The sequence below is a fragment of the Streptomyces speibonae genome, assembly GCF_984686075.1.
The window spans coordinates 562,686-587,795 of the sequence record NZ_OZ480260.1 but is presented as its reverse complement, the minus strand read 5'-3'; the positions used below and the strand labels follow the sequence as shown (position 1 = coordinate 587,795).

General features: G+C 71.8%; 26 protein-coding genes. 14 read left to right on the top strand and 12 right to left on the bottom strand.

Annotated elements, in window-relative coordinates:
• Positions 1 to 5: 5 nt before the first annotated feature.
• Positions 6 to 488 carry a GNAT family N-acetyltransferase gene (locus tag AC5L3C_RS02585; RefSeq protein ID WP_493646603.1) on the top strand — a complete coding sequence of 161 codons (483 nt, stop codon included), beginning with the start codon at positions 6 to 8 and terminating at the stop codon, positions 486 to 488.
• A gap of 16 nt (positions 489 to 504) precedes the next feature.
• Here AC5L3C_RS02585 and AC5L3C_RS02580 read toward each other — a convergent pair whose 3' ends face one another.
• The gene (locus AC5L3C_RS02580) at positions 505 to 900 is read right to left on the bottom strand and encodes a VOC family protein (RefSeq protein ID WP_493646602.1); all 396 of its coding nucleotides are present in this window, start codon (positions 898 to 900) and stop codon (positions 505 to 507) included.
• 193 nt (positions 901 to 1,093) lie between these two features.
• Positions 1,094 to 1,786 carry a MerR family transcriptional regulator gene (locus AC5L3C_RS02575; RefSeq protein WP_493646601.1) on the bottom strand — a complete coding sequence of 231 codons (693 nt, stop codon included), beginning with the start codon at positions 1,784 to 1,786 and terminating at the stop codon, positions 1,094 to 1,096.
• A 99-nt stretch (positions 1,787 to 1,885) separates the two neighbouring features.
• Here AC5L3C_RS02575 and AC5L3C_RS02570 point away from each other — a divergent pair, with 99 nt between their 5' ends.
• Positions 1,886 to 2,308, top strand: a complete 423-nt coding sequence (locus tag AC5L3C_RS02570) for a DUF3291 domain-containing protein (protein WP_493646600.1) — start codon at positions 1,886 to 1,888, stop codon at positions 2,306 to 2,308.
• 10 nt (positions 2,309 to 2,318) lie between these two features.
• Here AC5L3C_RS02570 and AC5L3C_RS02565 read toward each other — a convergent pair whose 3' ends face one another.
• The gene (locus AC5L3C_RS02565) at positions 2,319 to 3,743 is read right to left on the bottom strand and encodes a lipase maturation factor family protein (RefSeq protein ID WP_493653718.1); all 1,425 of its coding nucleotides are present in this window, start codon (positions 3,741 to 3,743) and stop codon (positions 2,319 to 2,321) included.
• A gap of 146 nt (positions 3,744 to 3,889) precedes the next feature.
• On the opposite strand from AC5L3C_RS02565, the gene AC5L3C_RS02560 reads away from it, so the two are divergent.
• Together AC5L3C_RS02560 and AC5L3C_RS02555 are read left to right on the top strand one after the other, a co-directional pair.
• Positions 3,890 to 5,986 carry a SpoIIE family protein phosphatase gene (locus tag AC5L3C_RS02560; protein ID WP_493646599.1) on the top strand — a complete coding sequence of 699 codons (2,097 nt, stop codon included), beginning with the start codon at positions 3,890 to 3,892 and terminating at the stop codon, positions 5,984 to 5,986.
• Between the two features lie 36 nt (positions 5,987 to 6,022).
• Positions 6,023 to 6,886 carry an Fpg/Nei family DNA glycosylase gene (locus AC5L3C_RS02555; protein WP_493646598.1) on the top strand — a complete coding sequence of 288 codons (864 nt, stop codon included), beginning with the start codon at positions 6,023 to 6,025 and terminating at the stop codon, positions 6,884 to 6,886.
• 18 nt (positions 6,887 to 6,904) lie between these two features.
• Here the strand turns inward: AC5L3C_RS02555 and AC5L3C_RS02550 are convergent, their stop codons facing one another.
• The 3 genes from AC5L3C_RS02550 to AC5L3C_RS02540 form a co-directional block, all read right to left on the bottom strand.
• On the bottom strand, positions 6,905 to 7,558 hold the full coding sequence (locus AC5L3C_RS02550) for a zf-HC2 domain-containing protein (protein ID WP_493646597.1): 654 nt from the start codon (positions 7,556 to 7,558) through the stop codon (positions 6,905 to 6,907).
• A gap of 152 nt (positions 7,559 to 7,710) precedes the next feature.
• Positions 7,711 to 8,232 (bottom strand): hypothetical protein, encoded by a 522-nt coding sequence (locus AC5L3C_RS02545; protein ID WP_493646596.1) that lies wholly within the window; start codon positions 8,230 to 8,232, stop codon positions 7,711 to 7,713.
• Between the two features lie 136 nt (positions 8,233 to 8,368).
• Positions 8,369 to 8,914: a sigma-70 family RNA polymerase sigma factor gene (locus AC5L3C_RS02540; protein WP_125502126.1), complete on the bottom strand. Its 546-nt coding sequence runs from the start codon at positions 8,912 to 8,914 to the stop codon at positions 8,369 to 8,371.
• Positions 8,915 to 9,128: 214 nt separating this feature from the next.
• Between AC5L3C_RS02540 and AC5L3C_RS02535 the strand changes: the two genes are divergently transcribed.
• On the top strand, positions 9,129 to 10,283 hold the full coding sequence (locus AC5L3C_RS02535; protein WP_493646595.1) for a CapA family protein: 1,155 nt from the start codon (positions 9,129 to 9,131) through the stop codon (positions 10,281 to 10,283).
• A gap of 10 nt (positions 10,284 to 10,293) precedes the next feature.
• Here the strand turns inward: AC5L3C_RS02535 and AC5L3C_RS02530 are convergent, their stop codons facing one another.
• Positions 10,294 to 10,767, bottom strand: a complete 474-nt coding sequence (locus AC5L3C_RS02530) for a MarR family winged helix-turn-helix transcriptional regulator (RefSeq protein WP_493646594.1) — start codon at positions 10,765 to 10,767, stop codon at positions 10,294 to 10,296.
• Between the two features lie 58 nt (positions 10,768 to 10,825).
• Here AC5L3C_RS02530 and AC5L3C_RS02525 point away from each other — a divergent pair, with 58 nt between their 5' ends.
• Positions 10,826 to 11,644 (top strand): alpha/beta fold hydrolase, encoded by an 819-nt coding sequence (locus AC5L3C_RS02525; RefSeq protein WP_493646593.1) that lies wholly within the window; start codon positions 10,826 to 10,828, stop codon positions 11,642 to 11,644.
• A gap of 16 nt (positions 11,645 to 11,660) precedes the next feature.
• Here the strand turns inward: AC5L3C_RS02525 and AC5L3C_RS02520 are convergent, their stop codons facing one another.
• Complete coding sequence (locus AC5L3C_RS02520; protein ID WP_493646592.1) at positions 11,661 to 12,122, bottom strand: universal stress protein; 462 nt, start codon at positions 12,120 to 12,122, stop codon at positions 11,661 to 11,663.
• A 149-nt stretch (positions 12,123 to 12,271) separates the two neighbouring features.
• Between AC5L3C_RS02520 and AC5L3C_RS02515 the strand changes: the two genes are divergently transcribed.
• On the top strand, positions 12,272 to 13,114 hold the full coding sequence (locus tag AC5L3C_RS02515; protein ID WP_493646591.1) for a polysaccharide deacetylase family protein: 843 nt from the start codon (positions 12,272 to 12,274) through the stop codon (positions 13,112 to 13,114).
• Positions 13,115 to 13,143: 29 nt separating this feature from the next.
• Here the strand turns inward: AC5L3C_RS02515 and AC5L3C_RS02510 are convergent, their stop codons facing one another.
• Positions 13,144 to 13,812 carry a class F sortase gene (locus AC5L3C_RS02510; RefSeq protein ID WP_493646590.1) on the bottom strand — a complete coding sequence of 223 codons (669 nt, stop codon included), beginning with the start codon at positions 13,810 to 13,812 and terminating at the stop codon, positions 13,144 to 13,146.
• Between the two features lie 335 nt (positions 13,813 to 14,147).
• Here AC5L3C_RS02510 and AC5L3C_RS02505 point away from each other — a divergent pair, with 335 nt between their 5' ends.
• A complete protein-coding gene (locus AC5L3C_RS02505; protein WP_493646589.1) occupies positions 14,148 to 14,645 on the top strand; it encodes a hypothetical protein in 498 nt (165 codons plus the stop codon).
• Between the two features lie 90 nt (positions 14,646 to 14,735).
• On the opposite strand, the gene AC5L3C_RS02500 is transcribed toward AC5L3C_RS02505, so the two are convergent.
• Together AC5L3C_RS02500 and AC5L3C_RS02495 are read right to left on the bottom strand one after the other, a co-directional pair.
• Entirely contained in the window at positions 14,736 to 15,500 is a 765-nt protein-coding gene (locus AC5L3C_RS02500) for a bestrophin-like domain (RefSeq protein ID WP_125502112.1), read from the bottom strand.
• Positions 15,501 to 15,537: 37 nt separating this feature from the next.
• Complete coding sequence (locus AC5L3C_RS02495) at positions 15,538 to 15,675, bottom strand: hypothetical protein (RefSeq protein WP_164555546.1); 138 nt, start codon at positions 15,673 to 15,675, stop codon at positions 15,538 to 15,540.
• 668 nt (positions 15,676 to 16,343) lie between these two features.
• On the opposite strand from AC5L3C_RS02495, the gene AC5L3C_RS02490 reads away from it, so the two are divergent.
• From AC5L3C_RS02490 to AC5L3C_RS02480, 3 genes are all read left to right on the top strand, one after another.
• The gene (locus tag AC5L3C_RS02490) at positions 16,344 to 17,282 is read left to right on the top strand and encodes an SCO0930 family lipoprotein (protein ID WP_125502110.1); all 939 of its coding nucleotides are present in this window, start codon (positions 16,344 to 16,346) and stop codon (positions 17,280 to 17,282) included.
• A gap of 334 nt (positions 17,283 to 17,616) precedes the next feature.
• Positions 17,617 to 18,429 (top strand): SAM-dependent methyltransferase, encoded by an 813-nt coding sequence (locus AC5L3C_RS02485; protein WP_125502108.1) that lies wholly within the window; start codon positions 17,617 to 17,619, stop codon positions 18,427 to 18,429.
• Entirely contained in the window at positions 18,426 to 20,567 is a 2,142-nt protein-coding gene (locus AC5L3C_RS02480; protein WP_493646588.1) for a putative bifunctional diguanylate cyclase/phosphodiesterase, read from the top strand. Before AC5L3C_RS02485 ends, AC5L3C_RS02480 begins: the two co-directional genes overlap by 4 nt.
• A gap of 150 nt (positions 20,568 to 20,717) precedes the next feature.
• Here the strand turns inward: AC5L3C_RS02480 and AC5L3C_RS02475 are convergent, their stop codons facing one another.
• A complete protein-coding gene (locus AC5L3C_RS02475) occupies positions 20,718 to 21,602 on the bottom strand; it encodes a LysR family transcriptional regulator (RefSeq protein ID WP_493646587.1) in 885 nt (294 codons plus the stop codon).
• A 120-nt stretch (positions 21,603 to 21,722) separates the two neighbouring features.
• On the opposite strand from AC5L3C_RS02475, the gene AC5L3C_RS02470 reads away from it, so the two are divergent.
• The 3 genes from AC5L3C_RS02470 to AC5L3C_RS02460 are packed head-to-tail and all read left to right on the top strand — an operon-like array spanning position 21,723 to position 25,091.
• A complete protein-coding gene (locus AC5L3C_RS02470; RefSeq protein WP_493653717.1) occupies positions 21,723 to 22,394 on the top strand; it encodes a succinate dehydrogenase in 672 nt (223 codons plus the stop codon).
• 1 nt (position 22,395) lies between these two features.
• Complete coding sequence (locus AC5L3C_RS02465) at positions 22,396 to 24,345, top strand: fumarate reductase/succinate dehydrogenase flavoprotein subunit (RefSeq protein ID WP_493646586.1); 1,950 nt, start codon at positions 22,396 to 22,398, stop codon at positions 24,343 to 24,345.
• On the top strand, positions 24,342 to 25,091 hold the full coding sequence (locus AC5L3C_RS02460; RefSeq protein ID WP_493646585.1) for a succinate dehydrogenase/fumarate reductase iron-sulfur subunit: 750 nt from the start codon (positions 24,342 to 24,344) through the stop codon (positions 25,089 to 25,091). The genes AC5L3C_RS02465 and AC5L3C_RS02460 overlap by 4 nt, the downstream gene beginning before the upstream one ends.
• Positions 25,092 to 25,110 lie beyond the last annotated feature (19 nt).

Genomic DNA, 25,110 nt, shown 5'->3' with positions numbered 1-25,110 from the left:
GCCCCATGCTGATCAGGGAAGCGGTCTCCGGCGACTGGCCGCGCATCTGGCCGTTCTGGCACCGCATCGTCGCCGCGGGCGAGACCTACGCCTGGGACCCGGGCGCCTCCGAGGAGGCCGCCCGGGCCCTGTGGACGGGTCCGCCGAAGCAGGTGTACGTCGTGGAGGACGACGCCGGAGCCGTGGTCGGCTCGGCCTATGTCACCCCCAACTACGGCGGCCCCGCCGCGCACATCGCCAACGCCGGATTCATGGTCGACCCCGATCACGCCGGCCGGGGCGTGGGCCGCCTGCTCGCCGAGCACGTCCTGGCCGAGGCGCGGAAGGCCGGCTACCGGGGCATGGTGTTCAACGCCGTCGTCGAGACCAACCCCGCGGTGAAACTGTGGACTTCACTCGGTTTCACCATCCTCGGGACGGTGCCCGAGGCGTTCGACCACCCCCGGCACGGCCCGGTCGGACTGCACATCATGTACAGGGCGCTGTGACGGAGCCGGGCACTGCTCAGGGCCGTGCGTAGGGCCGGGTCATGATCTCCATGTTGTGGCCGTCCGGGTCGTCGAAGTAGGCGCCGCGTCCGCCGAACAGACCGTTGACCCGGCCCGGCTCCGTATGACCGGGGTCCGCGTAGTAGGTGACCCCGGCGGCCTCCAGGCGCGCGATCATGGCGTCGAACCCCTCCTCCGGCACCAGGAAGGCGTAGTGCTGGGACTGGATCGGCTCGTCGCGCTTCTCGTAGTAGTCGAGGGTCACGCCGTTGCCCAGGTCGACCGGGAGGAACGGGCCGAACGGGGCGCCGACCTCCAGCCCCAGGATCCCGGCGAGGAACCCGGCGGAGACCTGGCGGTCGCGCGCGTGAACGACGGTGTGGTTGAGCTCGATGTGCTGTGCTTCGGGCATGGCGGGACGATTCTCCGGTTTCGTTTTCCGGGGTGGATCCGCGCGCGGTCGCGCGCGGCGGGAACGGAACGCGGAGAGAAGCGGCGGGCCACGGGCCGGGGCCCGGTCCCGCGCGGGCGGGGGAGCGCCCCGCACCGGCCTCACGGCGAGGCCGGGAACACCCTTCGTGCATGGCCTACGGCCGACCCGGCAGTCACCCGGCCGACCCTAGGCCCTCCGAGGCGGGCCCGGCAAGATCCGCACCGGGCTCCCGGCCGGGTCCGGCGCCGCCGTGGCGGGCCGTCGACTCGTTCTCCTGCGCCAGCCGGCGCAGGGCCATCAGCGCCGGTTCCAGCAGGAAGGTCAGGAGCACCGCCTGCTCGGCCTTCTCCAGCGGGTCCGTGATCGCCTCGATCCGGTCCAGGTCGTGCCGGGCCGTGCGCTCCGCGAGTTCGGCGTGGGGGAGCAGGGCCCGCCAGTCGTAGTCGATGTCCAGTGAGCGCAGGGTGCGCAGCGTCTCGTCGATGGTCCGCCGGGCCGGGTTGGCCCCGGAGACCGACCAGCCCATCGCGTCGACCAGGGCGGCTGCCTCCGGGGCGGTCTCCTCCCCGGCCGTGTCCGGTGACCCGGCGCCGGGCGGCCGGATGCCGAAGGCGATGCCGAGCATCTCATGGACGTCGCCCCGGTGCTCGGTCATGGCGTCCAGGACCTGTCTCGCCGCCGCCACGGACAGACCGCGCACACCGATGAGCGCGCGGATCAGCCGCAGCCGCCGCAGGTGGGTCTCGTCGTACTCGGCCTGGGTCGCAGCGGTGGCCCGGCCGGGCGGCAGCAGCCCTTCCCGCAGGTAGTACTTGACCGTCGCGTTGGGCACCCCGCTGCGGCGGCTGAGTTCCGAGATGCGCACGCGCTTCCCCGCTTTCCTCTGGCTATTGGGTAGTGTCACTGTCTAAGATGGATAGTGCCACTCCCCAATAGCCCTCGCAACGATGGAGGCGAGACTGCCGTGCCTACTCTTCCCTGGATCACGCCGAACCCGGCCCGCCCCGACACCCGGGCCTTCGTCATGGCCTCCCGCTTCGAGGTCCGGTCGCTGAAGGACGTCCCCCGCTTCTTCCGGAAGTCGCTCGCCGCCTGGGCGCAGGTCCGCAAGGCGCCCGGGGCGCTCGGCGCCTCCCTGGAGGCCAAGCCGTTGGGCAAGGTCTTCTACACGCTGTCCGCGTGGGAGAGCCGCGACGCGCTTTACACCTACGCCCGGACCGAGCCGCACAGGAGCGTGATGAGCGACGTGCGCGCGACGATGCGCCACTCGACGTTCACCTTCTGGGAAGTGCCCGCCGACCGGCTGCCGATCGACTGGGCCGACGCCAAGCGCCGTATCGACGCAGAGGCGCGGACCCAGGCGCACGGGCACGGCGACGGGCACTAGCCGGCCGTGGCTACGGCCGGTGCGCCGCCGTCCCCGCCAGCCGCGTCGGCGGCAGGTACTCCCGCACATACGTCCGCTCCCAGCACGCGCCCGTCTCCCGCAGTTCCCGCCAGGTCGTGTACCGGTAGCGGAAGAGACGGGCGCGGATGTGCCGGGGCGGCGCGGCCGGCGGGAACGGGGAGCGGCGCAGCAGCTTCAGCGTGTCCCGGTCGTTCTCCAGCAGGCGCTCCACCAGCGCCCCGAACCACGGCCCGGCGCACGCGGGCGACAGCGCGGCGAACCACATCAGCCAGTCGAGCCGCAGATGGTACGGCGCGAACTGGCGCGGCCAGCGCCGCGGATCACCCGGCTTGCCCTTGAACTCGTACTCCCGCCAGCCGGAGTCCTCACGGGGCACCTCGTCCGCCGTGCCCTCCAGGACGACCTCGTAGCGGACCCGGCTGACGCTGCCGAACGCGCCGTAGGTGTTGACCAGGTGCAACGGGTCGAAGGAGCGGTTCATCACCTGCCGGCGGGAGATCATGTTGCGGACCGGCCGGTGGCTCAGGCCGAGCAGCAACGCGGACACCGCGAGGACGACCACCACGTACCACAGCGGCGCGTCGGGCACCTCGGGCGCGTCGGCGGGGAACGCGATCACCGGCAGGGCCAGCACGATCGTGAGCCAGTTCAGCCAGGCGAAGTTGCCGGACAGCACCAGCCACAGCTGCGTGACGATCATCAGGGCGGCGGCCGCCGTGGCGACCGGCTGCGGGGCGAACAGCGCGAACGGCACCACCAGCTGGGTGACGTGGTTGGCCGCCACCTCGACCCGGTGCAGCGGCTTCGGCAGATGGTGGAAGAACCAGCTCAGCGGACCCGGCATCGGCTGCGTCTCGTGGTGGTGGTCCAGGCAGGTCAGCTTCCGCCAGCACACGTCGCCCCGCATCTTGATCAGCCCCGCGCCGAACTCCACCCGGAACAGGATCCACCGCAGCAGGAACAGCACCACGACCGGCGGCGCCACCTCGTCGTTGCCGAGGAACACGGCGAGGAAGCCGACCTCCAGCAGCAGGGACTCCCAGCCGAACGAGTACCAGGTCTGCCCGACATTGACGATCGACAGATACAGCGCCCACGGCACCAGCCACAGCAGCATCCCGCCCCACAACGGCAGCAGCGAGTCCAGACCCGCGATCAGCGCCGCCGACACCGCGCACCCCGCCCAGGCGCACCCCGCGAAGAACCGGTCGGAGTAGTGCAGGTGGAACAGGCTCGGCGACCCGCGGAACGGCACCCGCTCCACGAAGCGCGGCACCGGCAGCATGCCCCGCTCCCCGATCAGCGCCCTGAACTGCAGGGCCGCCGTCAGGAACGCGACGAGATACAGCCCGGCCAGCGCCCGCTGGAACACCAGCCGGCCGAGCCAGTACTCGGATGCGGTGAACCACTCCACGGCCGTCCGCTCCCTCCGCCCGGTCACACCCGGAACCTCTGTGACTCTCCGTATACCACCGGGTGGCGGGCGCAACCCCTGGGGAAGAGACGCGCGGAACCCCTCCAGCGGTCGAAGAATCGGCAGAATCCTGGCAAGGTGGCCCCATGTCCGAACAGGGAGCGAGCCCCCTGCCACTCCCGGACGACTGGCCGGACCACCCGGACCCGATCCTGGTGCTCAACCGCATGGGCAGCTTCGACTGGGACCTGGACTCCGGGGTGATGCAGATGGACGCCCAGGCGCACGAGATCTTCGACGTGCGCCCGGACGAGTACGACGACCGGCCCGGGACCCTGGCGAAGCGCGTGCCGCCCGGCGAGGCCTGGCGGGTGGACGCCGTCGTCTCCCGGGCGCTGAAGGACGGCAGCGAGAACTACGGCACCTACTTCCGCGTCCGCCGCCGCGACGGCACCCTGCGCTGGACCCGCACCCAGGGCTACATCCGCCGTGACGGGACGGGCCGGCCCCGCCGCATCATCGGCATCGTCCGCGACGCCACCGAGGAGCTCAGCGACACGGAGGCCCGGCGCGCCGAGGCCGAGCAGGAGGACGCCCGCCGCCGGCAGACCAACATCGTCCAGCTCACCACCGCGGCCCTCGCCCACGCCCGCACGGTGCGGGAGGTCATCGACGCCCTCAAGGACACCCACGGACTCACCCATCTGGGCGCCACCAGCCTCGTGATGGGACTGGTCGAGGCCGGGCGGATCCGGCTCATCGCGGAGGGACCCGACGGCAGCTTCGTCGAGGGCACCCGGATCACCCGGATCGACGAGCCCTACCCGATGAGCGAGGCCGTACGCACCCTCGGTCCGTGCTTCATCGAGTCACCGGAAGAGTTCGCCGAGCGCTACCCGAAGCTCTGGCAGGGCATCACCGGCCTGAACATCACCTCCGCCGCCTATCTGCCGCTCATCGTCCAGGCCAGCCCGATCGGGGCCATGGGACTGCTCTACAGCGACCGGCGCGGCTTCTCCGCCGAGGAGCGCAACATCCTGGTCGCCCTGGGCAGCAGCATCGCCCAGAGCCTGCAACGCGCGATGTTCTACGAGCAGGAGACGGACCTCGCCCAGAGCCTGCAGCAGGCCATGCTGCCGCGCACCATCCCCAGCGTGCCGGGCGCCGACCTCGCCGTGCGCTACCGGGCCGCCTCCATCGGCGGCACCTTCGGCCGGGACATCGGCGGCGACTGGTACGACCTGATCCCGCTGCCCGGGGGCAGGGTCGGTGCCGTCATCGGCGACGTCCAGGGCCACGACACGCACGCCGCCGCCGTCATGGGCCAGCTGCGCATCGTGCTGCGCGCCTACGCCGCGGAGGGCCATCCGCCGAGCACGGTGATGGCCCGCGCCTCCGTCTTCCTCGACGAGCTCGACACCGACCGCTCCGCGACCTGCCTCTACGCCGAGGCGGACCTGTCCACGGGCGTGGTCCAGGTGGTGCGGGCCGGGCACATCGACCCGCTGGTGCGCCGGACCGACGGCTCGTGCCACCGCGTCCCCGTCCCCGGCGGGCTGCCGCTCGGCCTGTCGGCGGAGTTCGGCGGGCTCGACTACCCCGTCGGCACGATAGAGCTCGACGCGGGCGACACCCTGCTGCTGTGCACCGACGGCCTTGTCGAACAGCCGGGCGCCGACCTCGACGACGGCATGCGCACCCTGTCCGCGCTGATCACCGTGGGCCCCGACGACGTGCGCGACCTCGCCGACCGGCTCATCGACGTCGCCGAGGAACGCGGCGGCGAGGACGACGTGGCGCTGCTCCTGCTGCGCCGCCGCGCCCTGGACAGCGCGCGCCCCGGCGGCCGGCTCAAGCGGCACGTCCCGCCCGGAGACCCGAGGGCGCTCTCCGAGACCCGGCGCATGATCCGCGCGGCGGCGAGCGCGTGGGGCGCCCGGGACCGGGCCGACGAGATCGAACTGGTCACCGACGAGATGATCACCAACGTGCTGATGCACACCGAGGGCACCGCGGTCGTCACGCTCAGGGTGCTCACCGGCGAGGACCGGAGGGTGCGCGTGGAGGTCGAGGACTCCTCCAGCGCGCTGCCGCGCCGCCGCGAGGCGGGGGAGTCGGGGGTCTCCGGCCGGGGCCTGTTCCTGGTCGACATGCTCACCGACGTCTGGGGCGTGGAGGCGCGCGGCGGCGGCAAGTGCGTATGGAGCGAGTTCGTGGTGGGCACGGCGGCCGATGCCGCCTGACCCCTCCGATCCCGTCACTGGTGGCACCCTGGACCCATGCCGGAACTCCCCGAGGTCGAGGCGCTCAAGGACTTCCTCTCCGAGCACCTGGCCGGCCACGAGATCGTCCGGGTGCTGCCCGTGGCGATCAGCGTCCTGAAGACCTACGATCCGCCGGTCACGGCCGTCGAGGGCCGCGAGGTCACCGCCGTGCACCGGTACGGCAAGTTCCTCGCCCTTCGGACCGGCGGCGGGCCGTACTTCGTCACCCATCTGGCCCGCGCGGGCTGGCTGCACTGGAGGGACCGCCTGCCCAGCGGGGCGCCCCGCCCCGGCAAGGGGCCGCTCGCGCTGCGCGTCGCGCTGGAGACCGGGGCCGGCTTCGACCTGACGGAGGCGGGCACCCAGAAGCGGCTCGCGGTGTACGTGGTGGCGGACCCCGGCGATGTCCCGGGCATCGCCCGGCTGGGCCCTGACCCGCTGGCCGACGACTTCGACGAGCGGCGCCTGGCGGAGCTGCTGTCCGGGGAACGGCGCCGGCTCAAGGGGGCGCTGCGGGACCAGAGCCTGATCGCGGGGGTCGGCAACGCCTACAGCGACGAGATCCTGCACGCGGCCCGCATGTCCCCGTACAAACCGGCCGGTTCCCTCACGCCGGAGGAGACCTCCCGGCTGCACACGGCGCTGCGCACCACCCTCACCGAGGCGGTGGAGCGCTCGCGCGGCGTCGCGGCCGGGCGGCTGAAGGCTGAGAAGAAGAGCGGTCTGCGGGTCCACGGGCGCACTGGCGAGGCCTGCCCGGTGTGCGGGGACACCATCCGCGAGGTCTCCTTCAGCGACTCCTCGTTGCAGTACTGCCCGACCTGCCAGACCGGGGGCAGGCCGCTGGCCGACCGCAGGCTCTCCCGCCTGCTGAAGTGAGCCGGCGGGCCGCGGCGGTCACCGCGGTTCCAGCGTGACCAGGTGCTCGCCGTCCGAGGTGCGCACCTCGTAGCGGTCGATGTCCTCGGGGTGCAGGGCGGAGCCGCCCGGCATCGTGTTGGGGCGGGCGTCGTGACGCGGCACGCTCCAGCTGGTCACCATCTCCTCGGTGCCGTCCCGGCCGACCACCACCAGATGGCAGGCGCGCGGTCCGGCGCCGTCCTTGACCTTCAGCTCCAGCAGGCTGCCCCACTCCCGGTCCTCGGTGGTCACCTCCGCCCACACCCCGGACCGCTCGTCGGTCGCCGCGACGGTCACGGCTCTCTCGCCTCCGGTCCGCGTCATCACCACGAGCGCCGGCGCGGACACGGCCAGGACCACCGAGGCGGCCAGGGCGAGCAGCATCCGGCGGCGCCCCGCGCGCCTGCGCGCCGTGACCTGGGACAGCAGCCGGTCCAGCATCCTCGGGCTGGGCTGGGCGACCGGGTTCACCGGTCGCGGGGTGGCGCTCCGGTACAGCATCAACTGGCGTGCTGCGGGGCCGAATTCGGTCACCTGGACGGCACAGCTCGGGCACTCCATGAGGTGGTCCTCGAAGCGGAACGCCTCCGCCTCGTCCAGCACGCCGAGCGCGTAGGCGCCGACGTCGCGATGCCTTTCCAGGGACCTCATGCCGAATCCTCGTGCCGTTGGGTGCGGGTGGGGTTACTCCTTGCTCCCACCGGTACGCACCAGCCGACCGAATCACTCAAGCCGCATGCCGAATCGTGACCAAAGGATTCGGAGCCCTGCGGCCCGCGGATTGGTCGGATTCCCGAGAGGTTTCAAAAGAGATGGATGGCGAGGTGGCCGAGCGGCAGCCCGAGCTGCCAGGCCGGCGTCCACACCTTGGGTCCCTCGTCCTCACCGGCCACCGCGCCGCCGCCCGGCACCGCGTTGAGGTCGGGTGCGAGCAGTTCCGTCTCGCACAGCCAGCGCCATGCCTCCCGGGCCAGCTCCAGGTCCGGGTCCGGCGCAGTGCGCCCCGACGCGGCGGCCCGCGCGGACAGATCGGCGAGCCGCCCCTGCACCCACTCCTGCCACGGCTGGTCGTAGGCGGTCAGCGACAGCCAGTTCTCCAACTGGGTGACCACGCGGATGCCCGACAGCTCGCCGTCGGTGTCGGACAGGAAGACGGTCAGCGCCAGGGCGTCCCGGCCGGCCCGGAACTCGAAGGACGTCGGCGGCATGAGATCGCCGCTGCGCAGCAGTTCGTCGGCGATGTACTCGGCGTACAACCAGGCCATGGGGACGGTCAGTTCACCGTCTCCGGTGCCGTCCGTGCTCTCTCGACCTCTGTGCAGCATCCCTTCCTGCCTTCCTCCGGTGCGTGCGCGTCGCCCGAACCCTGGCCCCCGGTCCGGAACACGGATGAGGACAGCCGATTACTCAACCGGGGTCATCGGCAAGGCGCTTTACGGAGGCTTGACCCGACAGTCGGTTTCACCGCATGTCGGAGGCGTATCCGGGAAGCACCCGGCGCAGGGCGCGCAGCGCGTAATACGCGCGCGACTTCACGGTACCGGGCGGAATTCCGAGGGCAGCCGCGGCTTCCGCCACACTCGCCCCCTGGAAATACACCAGCACCAGGACTTCACGGTGCTCCGGAGTGAGTGTCTTCACAGCCTCGCGGACATCGAGGGCCGCGGCGGCCCGCTCGGCGTGGTCGGAGATCACCCGCGCGTTCTCCAGCACCGCGTCCCCGACCTCGGGCGGACGCGCCTGCCGGGCCCGCCGCGCGTCGATCGCGAGCCGCCGGCCCACGGTGAGCAGCCAGGGCCGCACCGAGTCGAAGTCCTCGGCGCGCAGGGCCTCGGGGTGCTGCCAGGCGCGTACCAGCGTCTCCTGGACCAGATCCTCCGCGCGCTGCCGGTCCCCGTCGCAGAGCCGGAGCAGCAGCGCGAAGAGAGGCCGGCCGTGCTCCCGCTGCAGTGCGGCGAGCTCGTGCTCGGCGGTCGTCCCGTTCGTGAGTGTGATTCCGGCCGTCATGGCCGTATGGCAGCGCACGGCGTCCCCCGGGGGACAGGGCGTGCACAGCAGCGTGCGGCGGACGGTCGATCGCGTCGACGAACGGTTCGACGAACGGTCGGAAAGGCCGTTCACGCACGCCGGACGGCCTAAAGAGCGTGTCGGAACAAGCCAGGGCCAGATGTGGCTTCTTACCTGTTTATCCATAAATACGACTACCGCGCGGGGTGAAGCGATGATCACACGCAGTCGACAGGTGGCCCTGGCCCTGACCGTCGTCCTCACCGCGGGTGCCGCCTGTCAGGCCCGCGACCACCAGCCACCGGAACCGGGTCGTCCGGCCCCTTCCGCCGCCGGGCAGCGCGGCTTCACCCTCGTCGCCTCCGGCGACGTGCTGCCCCACACCTCGATCATCGAACGCGCCCGGTTCGACGCCGGCGGCACCGGCTACGACTTCCGGCCGATGCTCTCCGGCATCCGCTCCGTGGTCGCCCCCGCCGATGTGGCGCTGTGTCACATGGAGACCGTCTACGGGGCCGACGGCGACTACACCGGATACCCCCTCTTCAAGTCCCCGCCCGAAGTGGCCCGGGGGCTGGCCGCGACGGGATACGACGGCTGCTCCACCGCCTCCAACCACACCCTCGACGACGGCGTGGACGGCATCCGCCGCACGCTCGACGCGCTCGACCGGGCCGGCGTACGCCATGCGGGATCCGCCCGCAGCGAGGGGGAGGCCGGTACGGCGACCGTGCTGCGCGCGGGCGCGGCGCGCGTCGCCCACCTCGCCTACACCACCGACACCAACGGCCTTCCGCTGCCGCCGGACCAGCCGTGGGCCGTCGCCCTCCTCGACCGGGAGCGGATCATCGCCGACGCGCGCGCCGCCCGGCGGGCCGGAGCCGATGTCGTGGTGGTCTCCGTGCACTGGGGCACCGAATGGCAGGAGGCCCCCGACCAGCGGCAGACCGAGCTGGCCCGCGCGCTCACCGCGTCCCGCACGAACGGCCGCCCCGACATCGACCTCGTGCTCGGCACCCACGCCCACGTCCCGCAGGCCTACGAGAAGGTCAACGGCACCTGGGTCGTCTACGGCATGGGTGACCAGATCGCCGGCGAGATGACCAACCACCACGGGGTCCACGACCCGCGCGGCAACCAGTCCACCCTGGCCCGCTTCACCTTCGCCCCGCCGAAGCGCTCCGGCGGGCGCTGGGAGGTGACCCGGGCCGAGTTCGTCCCGCAGCTCTTCGACGTGGACGCCGGACGGGTCGTCAACCTCAACCAGGCGCTGGCCCGGGGCGCCGAGGTGCAGTCGGTGCGGGACCGGATCCGGGAGGTGGTGCTGAGCCGGGGCGCGGCGCAGGACGGCCTGGTGATGGGGGAGTAGGCCGGGGAGGTCAGTCGACGTCCACGTGGTCGAGGGCCGTCAGCATGACCCCGAGCACCCGCAGACACGCCGTCACGTCCGTGTCCGTGAGGCCGCCGCCCACCTCGCGCAGCATCCGGTGCTCCCGGTCCAGCACCGCGGTGATCACCGACCGCCCCCGGTCGGTCAGCCGGATCAGCGAGGAGCGCCGGTGGGCGGGGTTCGGCACGCTCTCCACCAGGTCGCGGGCCGCCGCGTCGTTCACCATCCGCTGCACGAACTGACGGCTGATCGACTGCGCGCGCCCCATCTGCGGCACGGTCATCGGCCCGCCGCGGTGCAGCAGGGTCAGCACCGCCCGCACGCCGACGGAGATGCCCTCCGGCGCCAGCCCCTGCTCGACCAGGCGCTGCGCGCGCCGGTACAGGGGGCCGACCGCGTCGTAGACCTCGGTGAGGCGGTGGCCGAGTTCGTCCGGCGGGAGAGGCGGTTCCGTGGCGTTCACCGTCCCATCATGACACCTGGGTTGCCATGTTCGGGCAGAAAATGACACCCTGGTTGTCATGAGTGCTGATGCGGACCTCCGTTTCCTCCCCTCCGGCGACGGCGACCTCGCCTACCGCGACACCGGGGGCACCGGCCCCGCCCTGGTGCTGTTGCACGGCGGCTTCCTGGACCACCGCATGTGGGACGCCCAGGTACCCGCCCTCGCCGCCTCCCACCGGGTCGTGGTGCCCGACGCCCGCGGCCACGGCGCCTCCGCCAACGCCACCCGGCCCTTCCGCCCGGCCGACGACGTCGCCGCTCTCCTCGACCACCTCGGCATCGGCTCCGCGGTCCTGGCCGGCCTGTCGATGGGCGCGGGCACGGCGGTCGACGTCGCGCTGGAGCACCCCCGTCGGGTGCGGGCCCTGATCGTCTCCGGGGCCGGCACCAGCGAGCCCGACTTCCGGGACCCCTGGACCACCTCCGTGCTGGCCGACTGGGGCGCCGCGCTGGCCGCCGGGGACGTGGACGCCTGGCTCGAGGCGTTCCTGCGGTTCGTGCCGGGACCGCACCGGACCGCCGACGACGTCGCCCCCGGGATCCTGGACCGGCAGCGCGCCATGGCCCTCGGCACCATCGGCAAGCACACCGCGGACGAGCCGGACCTCAGGGTGCCCGTCACCGGCACCTGGGAGCGGATCGACGGCATCGGCGTCCCGGTGCTCGCGGTGCACGGCGGGCTCGACTCCGACGACCATCTGCGGATGGCGGACCGGCTCGTGCGTACCGTCGCCGACGGCCGTTCGGTGACGGTCGACAACACCGCCCACTACCCGAACATGGAACGCCCCGACGTCTACAACGAGATCGTCGCCGGTTTCCTCAAGACGCTGTGAGCCCGCCCGTCCGGAATCACGGCACCACCGTCACCGGCCAGCGCCCGGCCTTCACCAGCCGCACCGCGACCGACCCGATGATCCGGTGGCCCGCCTGCTCGGAGGCCCCCACGACCACCGCGTCCGCCTTCAGGTCGTCCGAGGCCTTCACCAGCCCGGTGTACGGATCGCCGCGGAACGTGTGGAACTCCCAGCGAAGCCCGGAGTCGCCCTTGATCCGCTCCATCGCCTCCCGGATCTGCGCCACCAGATCCTCGGCGATCTCCTCGGTCGCCTCGGCCACCGGCGCGCCGAGCGCCGCGGCCGCCGCCGGCACCGGCTGCACGTACACGATGGCGAGCAGCGCCCCCTGACGCCGCGCCAGGCCGGAGGCGTACGCCGCCGCCCGCAGCGAGGAGTCCGAGCCGTCCACGCCGGCCACGATCACCTTCGGGCCGTCCGTACCCCGTTCGAACCGAGGGGCCTGCTGTTCCGTCACAGCTGCGAGGTTAGCCGACACACGCGCCGGTGCCGACCCCAGCGGTCCCGGGCGCACCACCGCCCCGTACTGAGCCGAACGGGTGAATTCAGGCCGCCACAGCGGTGTCGCTGAGATGCGTCGGCCCTTCGCGGGGCGACTGATGAGTCATGCAGAAGGATCAATTGCTCACCCGGCGGCGGGCGTTGTTCACCGGCGCCGCCACGCTGGGCGCGGCAGGTGTCGCCGCGGCGGCGCTCGCGCCGGGCGCCGGGAACCGTGCCGCGTCCCCCGCTGCGCCCGCCGCCGGCGCCCAGGCCGCCCGCCGGCCGCTCAGCCCCTCCGAGTTCCGGCTGAGGCCCCTGACCGGCTACGGGCCGCCCCGCCGCACGACCGCCAGCACACCGGTGCGCAAGAAGCCGCTGCTGCGGGTGTCCGGACGCGGCCGCACCATGGTGCTGACCTTCGACGACGGGCCCGACCCCCGCTACACCCCGCCCATCCTGGACACCCTGGCCCGCTACGGCGTACGCGCGATGTTCTTCGTGTGCGGCGAGATGGCCACCGAGCACCGGGATTTGCTGGCCCGGATGGCCGACGAGGGCCACGTGGTCGGCAACCACACCTGGAGCCACCCCCTGCTCACCCGCCTCAGCCGCCGCCGGATCCGCTCCGAGATGGAACGCACCTGCGACGTCATCGAGAAGGGCTACGGCGAACGCCCCGAATGGTTCCGCGCCCCCTACGGCGCCTGGAACCGCGCCGCCTTCCAGCTCGGCGCCGAACTGGGCATGGAGCCCATGGCGTGGACCGTCGACACCCTCGACTGGACCACGCCGGGCACCGCCACCATCGTCGAGCGGGTCGAGGACGGCGCCGCCCCCGGGGTCGTGGTGCTCTCGCACGACGCCGGGGGCAACCGCTCGCAGAGCGTCCGGGCCCTGCGCGACTATCTGCCCGAACTGCTGGACTCCGGGTATCACATCACCGTGCCGCGACGGCAGTACGTCTGAGCGGCCCCGCCCGCCCGGCCGGGGACCGCTCAGCGGACCTCGGCCAGGCGGGCGAAGGCGACGACGTTCCCGTCGTAGCCGTTCTGCTGGGAGAAGCCGCCGCCGCAGGTGATGACCCGCAGCTCCGCGGTCCCCTTGGAGGCGTAGACCCGGTCGCCTGGGAAGTCGTTCTTCGCGAAGACCTCGATGCCGTAGATCTCGAACACGGCGGTCTTCCCGTCCGCCCGCGCGATCTCGACCCGCTTCCCCTTCTTCAGTGCCCCGAGCCCGTAGAACACGGCCGGCCCCTGCGCGTTGTCGACATGGCCGACGACGACCGCCGTGCCCTTCTCGCCCGGCGAGACGGCACCGGTGAACCAGCCCGCCAGGTTCGGGTCCTGCGGCGGCGGCGCGTCCACCCAGCCCTCCGTGTCCAGGCCCACCGGCATGACCGGCGCGTCCACCTGGATCGCCGGGATCCGCACCCGCTGCGGCACGGCGTGCGGGAGCGGCGGCACCGCCTCGGCCACGACGGCGCCGGGGGTCCTGCTGTCGGCAGCGGCCGCCCCGGCCGGCTGCGGCGGGCCCACGTCGAATTCCCCCGAGCCGTTGCGGATGAGCGCGAGGCCGGTCAGCAGGACCAGCGCTATCACGCCCCAGGGGGAACGCCTCTTCCGCCGAGCCTCCCATTCGGCTTCGTCCGGCTCGAAAGCAGACATCGGTCCTCCCCTCTCGCCACGGCCGTCGCCGTACCACTCGCGCATGACGAGAACGCTAGGCGGAGCGCGCGCGGCCGGCGACGGGGCGGCGGCGAACGGGTGGCGCGGGCGGGGCGGGGTGCGCCATCCGTGGATCAACGTGACGAAGATTTTCTGACGGTCCGTGACCTGCGGCGATATCCCCTGGCACGGCGGTCCCCGGGGGGTGTACCTCACCAGTACGGACCATTCCCGAAATGCGGGGCCGGGCAGGGCAACTGAGGGTCTTTCCGGGAGACGCTTTCTCGCCGATCGGACCGGGGACGGGCCCCGGGGCGTCTCCCGCGGAGGATCACATGCGTAACTCACGTGCCCTGGCGGCCGCGGGCGCCGCGGTCGCCGTCCTCGGGCTCGCCGCCCCGGCGGCCGTCGCGGACTCCGGCCGGGTTCCCCACCCGTCCAACATCGTCGCCCTGCCCAGCGTCATCGCCCGCGGCGGCCAGCTGACCATCACGGTCGACGGCTGCCCCAACGGCGGCACGGCGACCTCGAACGCCTTCCCGAGAACCAATCTGACGCCCATCAGCGGCGCCAAAGACACCTCGAAGGGCACCGCGACCGTCAACGACGACGCGCGCCCCGGTTCCTACGACATCACCGTCCACTGCTCCGGCAGGAGCCTGACCCGCCCGGCCGCCTTCACCGTCATCGGCGGTGTCCGCGGTGGCGTCGGCGGCAGCAGCACCAGCGGGGCCACCCCGACCGACATGGCGATCGGCGGCGCGCTGGTGGCCGCGGCGGTCGTCGGCAGCGGTGTCTTCTGGATGCGCCGCCGCGCGGAGAAGCGGATCTGAGCCCGCTGTCCCCCTCGGTCCCGATGCGCACGTGTGCGAAAGGCCGCGCCCCGGATCCCCACGGATCCGGGGCGGAGCTCTGCCGGGGGCTCAGCCCTTGATGTGCGGGAACAGCCGCAGGAACGCGTCCGCGGACGTGGCCAGTCCCCGGCTGTACGGGGCGTCGAAGTCCCAGATCAGGAAGAGCAGGAAGGCGATCAGCGCGGAGAACAGCCCGGCGAGAATCATCTCCCGGCGGGTGCGCCGGATCTGCAACGCGAAGATCATCCCGATGGTGATCACGGCACCGGCGATGAGCCCGAACCACACCACGCCCGGCATGGTCTCCCCGGTCGACTCGGCCCGCGCGCTGCGCGACTCGTCGGCGGCGGCCACCTGGTCCACGAGCGGCTGGTAGGCCTGCGCCTCGAAGTCCGTCCGCGGCTCGTAGTCGGTGACGTCCCGGCGCACCCGGTCGAGCAGTTCGGTGCCCCGCTCGGTGACCTCGCCGTCCTCGGCCATCGCCCGCCACTCGGTGGTGACGACGTGTCCGACATAGGCGTTGACATCCTCCCGGATGCGGTCGCGCACCTCGGCGGGGTAGACCCGTACCCGCTCCGTGACCTCGTGCAGGGCCACCGCCTCCGCCCGTACGTGCTCCTGGGCGGCGCTGCGGCCCTCCCAGACGCCGGCGATGGCGAGACCCAGGACGATGGCGTACACCACGCCGATCCACATCGTCATGTACTCGATGACGTCCGGGGTCTCGCTGGGGTCCTCGTCATCGGCCGCCCTGCGGTGCCGCACGAGGGTGATGACCACCACGACGGCGCACACGGCGAGCATCGCGAGGATGAGAACAAGCCATTCCGGCAAGAGATGCCTCCAGAAGGGATCGAAAGAGGGCGGGGCGTCAGCGCGGACGCAGCGCGGCGATGGCGACCACCGCAGGTGTCGCGATGAGCAGCACGAAGGTGAGCGGCGAGGTGGCGCCGCCGGTGGGCCGCCGGTCCGGGGTCGCGCGGTACGGCGGATAGTGCACGGGCGCCACGGACGGCTCCGGCTCCGGCTTCGGCTCGGGTGGCACCGGAGCCGGCGGCGGGGACGGCGCGGGGCGCGGTGGCGGAGGCGGCGGTGTGGGGGCCGGTGACGGACGCGCCGGGGGCGGTGCCGGGCGGGCCGCGGGCGGCGGCGGTGGCGGTGGCGGTTTCGGAGCCGGGCTGGGAACCGGCGGGGGAGGCGTCGTCGGCTCGGGCGTGGGCGAAGGCGTGGGTGAGGGCGGGGGCGGCGGCGAAGGGGCCGGAGAGGGCGTGGGGGTGGGCGTCGGGGACGGGGAAGGCGGTGCGCAGGGCGGGGGATCCGTCCAGGTGAGGCTTCCCGCGACCGCCACCGCCTCCGTGCCGCCCGGTCCCGTCGAGGCGTACGCACAGGCGTCGGCCACCGCCGCGCCGGGTGCGCCGACGAGCGCCCAGACCAGCGCCGTCGCGGCCAACGCGGTTGCCGCGATGCGGGATTGGGTCGGTACGAGACGTTGCACGACGACGATCATGAGTCGCCGGACACCCGCCTGCGCACGGGACCGCGGTGATTGCCCCGAAGGAGTTAATGAAAGAAATCCGGGCCGCGGTTGAACACAACGCGTGCCTCCGTGCGTACCCATCGTCGAGCGGCGGCACACGGGGCGCTGCAAGACCCTGGCGATGATGTGGAGTTGTGACGATGAAGACCTCCTGGCGGACCGCCTCACTGGTCGCGAGCGCCGCGGCGGTGCTGTCCCTGACCACGGCGTGCGGTCAGGACGCCCCGCCGCCCCCTGCCAGCCAGAACGTGGGTGCCACGGCCGCGGCCGGGGACTACGGCAACGCGGGCAGCGGCGGCGGTGACAAGACGGGCGGCGGACAGCCCGCCGCGAGCCCTTCCAGCAACACCGCGGGCGAGCTGAACGTCTCGACCAACGGCGAACTGGGCAAGATCGTGACCGACAACCTCGGTCTGACCCTGTACCGCTTCGACCAGGACACCGCCGAACCGCCCGCGTCCAACTGCGAGGGCGACTGCGCCAAGACCTGGCCGCCCGTCCCGGCCGACGACGCCTCGGCCGGAGAGGGCATCGAGAAGTCGCTGCTCGGCGAGGTCACCCGGAGCGACGGCACCAAGCAGCTCACCGTCGGCGGCTGGCCCGCCTACCGCTACGTCAAGGACGTCAACGCCGGTGACGTCAAGGGCCAGGGCGTGGGCGGCAAGTGGTATGCGCTGAACCCGCAGGGCAAGAAGGCGCAGTCGGCCGACCAGCCCGGTCTGTCCACCCGCAAGGACCCGAAGCTCGGCGAGATCGTCGTGGACAAGAACGGCATGACCGTCTACCGGTTCATGAAGGACGAGGCCTGGCCCGAGCCCGTGTCGAACTGCACCGGCGCCTGCCTGGAGAAGTGGCCGGCGGTGTCGCCGGTCGACTTCGAGGACACCAAGGGCATCCAGAAGAAGGGCTACATGACCTTCACCCGCCCGGACGGAGCCGAGCAGCAGACGATCAACTGCTGGCCCATGTACACCTTCGCCGGTGACAAGGCCCCCGGCGACACCAACGGTCAGGGAGTCGGCGGCACCTGGTACGCCGTACGCCCCGACGGCAAGCCGGTCGGCGCTTCGGAGAAGTAACAACCTCCCCAGGGTGTCGTCCACTCCGGATGACGCCGGCCCGTTCCGCCCCTCCGCAGCCCGCGGAGGGGCGGACCTTTTGCCGTCCGCCCGCCCGGGAACCCGGAAAGGGCCGGTATTTCTCCGCACCCGCTTCTCCGCACACTTCACCGCGTGTCGGAACTCTCCGGATTCCTGCGGACACTTCTTGTCACGGAATGGGGTGGGCCGGCGCGGCACGTGCCACTGGCAGTGACCGGGAACGGATGGTCAATTTCCGTTTGGGGTCGCTCCTTTGGCGGGCGATCAGTAGCCTCTGCTCGAACACCGGATCGCCTACGCCTTGGAGAGATACATGGAGCGTCCCGCCTGGGCCCCCCGGAGCATCGACATCACGGTGCCCAGCGTCTCCCGGATGTACGACTACTACCTGGGCGGTTCGCACAACTTCGAGGTCGACCGGGAAGCGGCCCGCAAGGCCATGGAGTTCATGCCGGGACTCCCCAAGATCATGCAGGCGAACCGGGCATTCATGCGGCGAGCGGTGCAATTCGCCGTTTCCGAGGGTATTTCCCAGTTCCTGGACATCGGCTCCGGCATTCCGACGTTCGGCAACGTCCACGAAGTGGCCCAGGCGGCCGACCCGGACGCACGCGTGATGTACGTCGACCACGACCCCGTGGCCGTGGCGCACAGCCAGGCGGTTCTCCAGGACAACGACCGGGCGGACATCCTCGCGGCGGACCTCCGCAAGCCCCGGGAAATCCTGAACGCTCCCGAGGTCCGCAGACTGATCGACCTGAATCGGCCAGTGGCGCTGCTTCTCGTTGCCATACTTCACTTCGTGGAAGACGCGGACGACCCGTACGGAGCGGTGGCCGGACTGCGCGACGCCCTCGCGCCCGGCAGCATGCTCCTGCTCACCCATGCCTCGTACGAGGGACTCCCGCTGTCGCCGGAGCGGGCCGAGGGGGCGGTGGACGTGTACCAGAACATTCGCAACCCGCTGATCATGCGCACGCGCGAGGAGATCGCGCGGTTCTTCGAGGGGTACGACATGGTGGAACCCGGACTGGTGCCGATGTCGCAGTGGCGGCCGGACACCGCACCGGAGGACGAGGATCCCTACGCCTTCTCCGGATTCGCCGGCGTGGGGCGTACGGCGTGAGCGGGGAGCCGGACGGGCCGGAGGACAGACTGCGCCGGTTCGCGACGATCTGGAGCCGGGCGGTCTACCCGGTGACCTCCACCTCGTCGACCCGCCCGGAGTTCGAGGCCTGTCTGCTGCCGCTGGCCCGCCGGCTGAGCGAGGCGCTGCGGGCCCGGTCCTTCGACGCGGACGCCGGCAAGGCGGCCGGGGCGGCCCTGGTGGAGGCGCACTGCACCGACCCCGAGGCGCTCAGCCGGACCCTGGACTGCGTGGACGCCTATCTCGTCCTGTACTGCGGGGAGGACGGCGACCGCGAGGACCTCCGGGCGCGCAGCGCCCGGCTCCAGCACGCCATGGCCGCGGGGTTCGCTCAGGCGCTGCGCGAGCGGACGCTGGCCGAACAGGAGGCCATCGCGCAGGCCGCGCTGGAGGCCCAGGGCGTGGTGGCACAGGCGCTGCACGACACCGAGGCCCGCTTCCGGGCCGTCTTCGAAGGCGCCGCCATAGGCATCGGCATCGCCGACCTGGAGGGCAACATCCTGCAGGTCAACAACGCGCTGCGGCGCATGTTCGGCCTGTCCGAGCCGGGGCTGCGCAGCCGCAACGTCAGGGACTGGGTCCACCCCGACGACGCCCCGCAGACCTGGCGGCTCTACGACGAGCTGGTCAGCGGCGAGCGCGAGCACTACCACCTGGAGAAGGCGTTCTACCGCCAGGACGGAACGGTCCTGTGGACCAACCTGACGGTGTCCCTGCTCCGCGACGCCGACGGCGAACCGCAGTACCAGCTCGCCCTCATGGAGGACACCACCGAGCGGCGGCTGCTCAACCTCCGGCTGCGCTACGAGGCCACGCACGACGCGCTCACCGGACTGCCCAACCGTACGTTCTTCTTCGAGCGCCTGGAAAAGGCGCTGAGCGCCGGCAAGGACCGCCGCTTCGGGCTGTGCTACCTGGACCTGGACGGCTTCAAGACCGTCAACGACAGCCTCGGGCACGCGGCCGGCGACCGGCTGCTGGTCGAGGTCGCCGACCGGCTCCAGGCCTGCGCCACCGCACCCGGCGAGATGGTGGCCCGGCTCGGCGGCGACGAGTTCGTGGCCCTGACCACCGGCCCTGACACCCAGCGCACGGTCGACGAGCTCGCCGCCCGCATCATGAACGCGCTGCTCGCCCCGATCAGCGTCGACGGCCGGGAACTGACCGTGCGCGGCAGCATCGGCATCGTCGAGGGGCCGGCGGGGGAGCGCAGCGCCGCCGAGGTGCTGCGCAGCGCCGACATCACGATGTACCGGGCCAAGTCGGCGGGCGGCAACCGCTTCGAGCTGGCCGACCCGGAGGCGGACGCCCGCGCCATCACCCGGCACGGCCTCACCACGGCGCTCCCCACGGCCCTGGACCGGGGCGAGTTCTTCATCGAGTACCAGCCGCTGGTCCACCTCGGCGACGGGAGCGTCCGGGGCGCCGAGGCGCTGGTGCGCTGGCTGCACCCGCAGCACGGCGTGCTGTCGCCGGACCGTTTCATCCCGCTCGCCGAGCACACGGGACTCATCGTGCCGCTGGGCCGCTGGGTGCTGGAGCAGTCCGTGCGCCAGGCCCGCGAGTGGCGCGACCGCCACGGGGGCGAGGCGCTCGGCCCGCTGCGCATCAACGTGAATCTCTCGCCCTGCCAGCTCACCCACCCCGGGCTCGTCCAGGACACGGTGGAGATCCTGGAGCGCACCGGCGTGGCCCCCGACAGCCTGTGCCTGGAGGTGACCGAGTCGGCGCTGATCGGGGCCGACGACGACCTGCTGAAGCCGTTGCGCCGGCTCGCCGAGATGGGTATCGACATCGCCCTCGACGACTTCGGCACGGGCTACTCTAACCTCGCCAACCTGCGCCGTCTGCCGGTGAGTGTCCTGAAACTGGACCGCTCCTTCACCCAGAGCATGCAGCGCTTCCCGGCGGACCCGGTCGACCTGAAGATCGTCGAGGGGATCGTCTCCCTGGCCCACAGCCTCGACCTCGCGGTCACCGTGGAGGGCGTCGAAACGGGCGCCCAGGCCGAACAGCTCCGCATCCTGGGCTGCGACACCGCCCAGGGCTGGTACTACGCCCGCCCGGGCCCCCCGGACCGCCTCCACGAACTCGCCCTGGTCGACGCGACAGGTTAGGGACGCGGGGAGCCGCACAGGGGCGCGGGACTGTATACACATGCGGCTCCGCCGCGTGGGCGCAAAGGGGGGCCCGGGGGGGAGCCCCCCGGGGACGGGACGGGAAGGGGCGGCAGGGGCGAAAAACACCCCCACCCCCCTCCCCGCACCTCACCGTTCCAGCAGCATCCGCTGCAACTCCCGTGCCGCCCGGGGCGGAGCCACGTCGCTGCGGTGGGCCAGCGCGATGGCCCGGTACAGACCCGGCCGGGCCAGCGGCGTCACCCGCAACCCGTGCCCCGACCGGGCCGCCACCATCCGCGGCACCACGGCCACCCCCAGCCGCGCCCGCACGAACCCCAGTACCGCGTCCATCTCCCCGCCCTCCACCGCGAACTCCGGCTCGAAGCCCTCCGCCCGGCACGCGGCCACCGTCAGTTCCCGCAGGTCGTAGCCGTGCCGGAACATCACAAGACGCTCCCCCTCCAGATCGGCGACGCGCACGGCTCTGCGGCCCCGCCCCGGCCGTGGGGCGTCCGGTGACGACACCACCACCAGGTCCTCCCGCAGCAGCTCCACCGTGGTCAGCGCCGGTGACGGCGACGGCAGCGGCAGCACCACCAGGGCGAGATCCAGCGCCCCCCGCGCCAGCTCGCGCACCAGATCGTGCGAGCCGCCCTCCTCGATCAGCAGCCGGACACCCGGATACCGGTCGTGGAACGCGCGCAGCACATCCGGCAGCAGACCGGTGCACAGGCTCGGCGTGGCCCCCAGCCGCACCCGCCCGCTCCGCAGCTGCGCCACTTCCTGCACCTCGTGCCGCGCGGTGTCCGCGTCCGCCAGGATCCGCCGGGCCAGCGGCAGCAGCGCCTCGCCCGCGTCGGTCAGCGTGATGTTCCCGCGCGCCCGCTGGAACAGATCCGCCCCCAACTCCCGTTCCAGCACCTTGATCTGCTGCGACAGCGACGGCTGCGCGACATGCACCAGCTCGGCCGCCCGGGTGAAGTGCCTGGTCTCGGCCACGGCCACGAAGTACTGGAGCTGCTGGAACTGCATGGGCTCATCATAGGCAGCCCCTATCGAATCGAGCCGCACCATGTCTTGGACCGATGGGGCCTTCCGGCCCTAGCGTCTGGTGACATGGCTCTGGCAACGCGGACGGACCGACGGCCGTCCATGGCACGCACCGTGTGGGACTCGACCGTCGGCAAGAAGACAGTGATGGCGGTCAGTGGTCTGATCATGCTGCTGTACCTGGTCGTCCACATGATCGGGAATCTGAAGATCTTCTTCGGGGCCGGCGAGTTCAACCACTACGCCCACTGGCTGCGCACCATCGGCGAACCGTTCATGCACTACGAGTGGACGCTGTGGCTGATCCGCGTCGTCCTCGTCGTCGCCGTGATCGCGCACGCCGTCTCCGCGTACCAGCTCAGCCGCCGCGACATCAAGGCGCGCCCCGGCAAGTACGTGCACAGGAAGGCGCGGACGAGCTACGCCACGCGCACCATGCGCTGGGGCGGCATCATCCTCGCGCTGTTCATCGTGTGGCACATCCTCGACCTGACCACCGGCACCGTGCACTCCGGCGGCTTCGAGACCGGAAAGCCGTACCAGAACGTCGTGGACACCTTCTCCACCTGGTACGGCAACGTCATCTACATCGTCGCGATGCTCGCCGTCGGCCTGCACATCCGCCACGGCTTCTGGAGCGCCGCCCAGACCCTCGGCGTCGGCAGCAGGGCCCGCGACCGCGCCCTGAAGACCACCGCCAACGTACTCGCGCTGCTGCTCACGGCCGGTTTCATCGCCGTCCCCGTGGGCGTCATGACCGGAGTGGTGAGCTGATATGACCTCGTACGCCGACTACCGGACCGGCGGGCGGATCGCCGACACCAAGGCCCCGGCCGGCCCCATCCACGAGCGCTGGGACAAGCGCCGCTTCGAGGCGAAGCTGGTCAACCCCGCCAACCGGCGCAAGCAGACCGTCATCGTCGTCGGCACCGGGCTCGCGGGCGGCTCGGCCGGCGCCACGCTCGCCGAACAGGGCTACCGCGTCGTCCAGTTCTGCTACCAGGACTCCCCGCGCCGCGCCCACTCCATCGCCGCGCAGGGCGGCATCAACGCCGCCAAGAACTACCGCAACGACGGCGACTCCATCCACCGCCTCTTCTACGACACCGTCAAGGGCGGCGACTTCCGCTCCCGGGAGTCCAACGTGCACCGCCTGGCCGAGATCTCGGTGGAGATCATCGACCAGTGCGTCGCCCAGGGCGTGCCCTTCGCCCGCGAGTACGGTGGCCTGCTCGACACCCGCTCCTTCGGCGGCGTCCAGGTCTCCCGCACCTTCTACGCCCGCGGCCAGACGGGCCAGCAGCTCCTCCTCGGCGCCTATCAGGCCCTGTCCCGGCAGATCGCCGCCGGCAACGTCGAGATGCATCCGCGCACCGAGATGCTCGACCTGATCGTCGTCGACGGCCGGGCCCGCGGCATCGTCGCCCGGGACCTGATCACCGGGAAGATCGACACCTACTTCGCGGACGCCGTCGTCCTCGCCACCGGCGGCTACGGCAACGTCTTCTACCTGTCGACCAACGCCATGAACTCCAACGCGACCGCGGTCTGGCGGGCGCACCGGCGCGGCGCGTACTTCGCCAACCCCTGCTTCACCCAGATCCACCCCACCTGCATCCCGCGCACCGGCGACCACCAGTCCAAGCTGACCCTGATGAGCGAGTCGCTGCGCAACGACGGCCGGATCTGGGTGCCGAAGGCCAAGGGCGACACCCGCCCGCCCGCGCAGATCCCCGAGGACGAGCGCGACTACTACCTGGAGCGCATCTACCCCTCCTTCGGCAACCTCGTCCCCCGGGACATCGCCTCCCGCGCCGCGAAGAACGTCTGCGACGAGGGCAGGGGAGTGGGCCCCGGCGGCCAGGGCGTCTACCTGGACTTCGCCGACGCCATCAAGCGCATGGGGCGGGGGGCGGTCGAGGCCAAGTACGGCAACCTCTTCGACATGTACCAGCGGATCACCGACGAGGATCCGTACCGGGTGCCGATGCGGATCTACCCGGCCGTGCACTACACGATGGGCGGCCTGTGGGTCGACTACGACCTGCAGACCACCATCCCGGGCCTGTTCGCGATCGGCGAGGCCAACTTCTCCGACCACGGCGCCAACCGGCTCGGTGCCTCGGCGCTGATGCAGGGCCTGGCCGACGGCTACTTCGTCGTCCCGGCCACCGTCAACGACTACCTGGCCCGCAACCCGCACAAGGACGAGGTCGACAGCGGCCACCCGGCGGTGCAGGAGGTGCTGGCCGAGACCGAGGACCGGCTCAACCTGCTGCTGTCCGTCGACGGGGACCGCACCCCGGACTCCTTCCACCGCGAACTCGGCGAGCTGATGTGGGAGTTCTGCGGCATGGCCCGCAACGAGACGGGACTGCACAAGGCGCTGGAGCGCATCCCGCAGATCCGCGAGGAGTTCTGGCGGCGCATCAAGGTCCCGGGCACCGGTGAGGAGTTCAACCAGTCGCTGGAGAAGGCCAACCGCATCGTCGACTACCTCGAACTCGCCGAGCTGATGTGCCTGGACGCGCTGCACCGCACCGAGTCCTGCGGCGGTCACTTCCGCGAGGAGTCGCAGAGCCCCGAGGGCGAGGCCGAGCGCAAGGACCAGGAGTTCGCCTACGCCGCCGCCTGGGAGTTCACCGGCACGGGCACCGCCCCCACCCTGCACAAGGAAGACCTGGTCTTCGAGTACGTCCACCCCACCCAGCGGAGCTACGCATGAAGCTCACCCTGCGCGTCTGGCGGCAGAAGAACGCCGACGCCGACGGCGCCATGTCCACGTACGAGGTGGACGGCATCTCACCCGACATGTCCTTCCTGGAGATGCTCGACACCCTCAACGAGGAGCTGATCCTCAAGAGCGAGGACCCGGTCGCCTTCGACCACGACTGCCGTGAGGGGATCTGCGGCGCCTGCTCGCTCGTCATCAACGGCGACGCCCACGGGCCCGAGCGCACCACCACCTGCCAGCTGCACATGCGGTCCTTCAGCGACGGCGACACCATCGACGTCGAACCGTGGCGGGCGTCCGCCTTCCCGGTCGTGAAGGACCTGGTGGTCGACCGGTCGGCCTTCGACCGGATCATCCAGGCCGGCGGATACGTCACCGCGCCCACGGGATCCGCGCCCGAGGCGCACGCCACGCCCGTGCCGAAGCCGGACGCCGATCTCGCCTTCGAGCACGCGGAGTGCATCGGCTGCGGCGCGTGCGTCGCGGCCTGCCCCAACGGCGCGGCGATGCTGTTCACCTCGGCGAAGATCAACCACCTCAATGTGCTGCCGCAGGGCGCTCCCGAGCGGGAGACCAGGGTCCTTGACATGGTGGCGCAGATGGACGAGGAGGGCTTCGGCGGGTGCACGCTGGCCGGCGAGTGCGCGACCGCCTGCCCCAAGGGCATTCCGCTCACCTCCATCACCGGCATGAACAAGGAGTGGCTGCGGGCCACCCGCAAGGCGGGCAAGCGGTAGCCCCGCCCCGCACCGCCCC

Excerpts from the sequence above, each read along its gene's own strand:
- AC5L3C_RS02535 (WP_493646595.1), top strand. The coding sequence starts at position 9,129 with ATGATCACACGCAGTCGACAGGTGGCCCTGGCCCTGACCGTCGTCCTC.
- AC5L3C_RS02475 (WP_493646587.1), bottom strand. The coding sequence starts at position 21,602 with ATGCAGTTCCAGCAGCTCCAGTACTTCGTGGCCGTGGCCGAGACCAGG.
- AC5L3C_RS02540 (WP_125502126.1), bottom strand. The coding sequence starts at position 8,914 with ATGACGGCCGGAATCACACTCACGAACGGGACGACCGCCGAGCACGAG.
- AC5L3C_RS02490 (WP_125502110.1), top strand. The coding sequence starts at position 16,344 with ATGAAGACCTCCTGGCGGACCGCCTCACTGGTCGCGAGCGCCGCGGCG.
- AC5L3C_RS02465 (WP_493646586.1), top strand. The coding sequence starts at position 22,396 with ATGACCTCGTACGCCGACTACCGGACCGGCGGGCGGATCGCCGACACC.
- AC5L3C_RS02525 (WP_493646593.1), top strand. The coding sequence starts at position 10,826 with ATGAGTGCTGATGCGGACCTCCGTTTCCTCCCCTCCGGCGACGGCGAC.
- AC5L3C_RS02550 (WP_493646597.1), bottom strand. The coding sequence starts at position 7,558 with ATGAGGTCCCTGGAAAGGCATCGCGACGTCGGCGCCTACGCGCTCGGC.
- AC5L3C_RS02470 (WP_493653717.1), top strand. The coding sequence starts at position 21,723 with ATGGCACGCACCGTGTGGGACTCGACCGTCGGCAAGAAGACAGTGATG.
- AC5L3C_RS02545 (WP_493646596.1), bottom strand. The coding sequence starts at position 8,232 with ATGCTGCACAGAGGTCGAGAGAGCACGGACGGCACCGGAGACGGTGAA.
- AC5L3C_RS02505 (WP_493646589.1), top strand. The coding sequence starts at position 14,148 with ATGCGTAACTCACGTGCCCTGGCGGCCGCGGGCGCCGCGGTCGCCGTC.
- AC5L3C_RS02580 (WP_493646602.1), bottom strand. The coding sequence starts at position 900 with ATGCCCGAAGCACAGCACATCGAGCTCAACCACACCGTCGTTCACGCG.
- AC5L3C_RS02485 (WP_125502108.1), top strand. The coding sequence starts at position 17,617 with ATGGAGCGTCCCGCCTGGGCCCCCCGGAGCATCGACATCACGGTGCCC.
- AC5L3C_RS02515 (WP_493646591.1), top strand. The coding sequence starts at position 12,272 with ATGCAGAAGGATCAATTGCTCACCCGGCGGCGGGCGTTGTTCACCGGC.
- AC5L3C_RS02560 (WP_493646599.1), top strand. The coding sequence starts at position 3,890 with ATGTCCGAACAGGGAGCGAGCCCCCTGCCACTCCCGGACGACTGGCCG.
- AC5L3C_RS02585 (WP_493646603.1), top strand. The coding sequence starts at position 6 with ATGCTGATCAGGGAAGCGGTCTCCGGCGACTGGCCGCGCATCTGGCCG.
- AC5L3C_RS02460 (WP_493646585.1), top strand. The coding sequence starts at position 24,342 with ATGAAGCTCACCCTGCGCGTCTGGCGGCAGAAGAACGCCGACGCCGAC.
- AC5L3C_RS02510 (WP_493646590.1), bottom strand. The coding sequence starts at position 13,812 with ATGTCTGCTTTCGAGCCGGACGAAGCCGAATGGGAGGCTCGGCGGAAG.
- AC5L3C_RS02555 (WP_493646598.1), top strand. The coding sequence starts at position 6,023 with ATGCCGGAACTCCCCGAGGTCGAGGCGCTCAAGGACTTCCTCTCCGAG.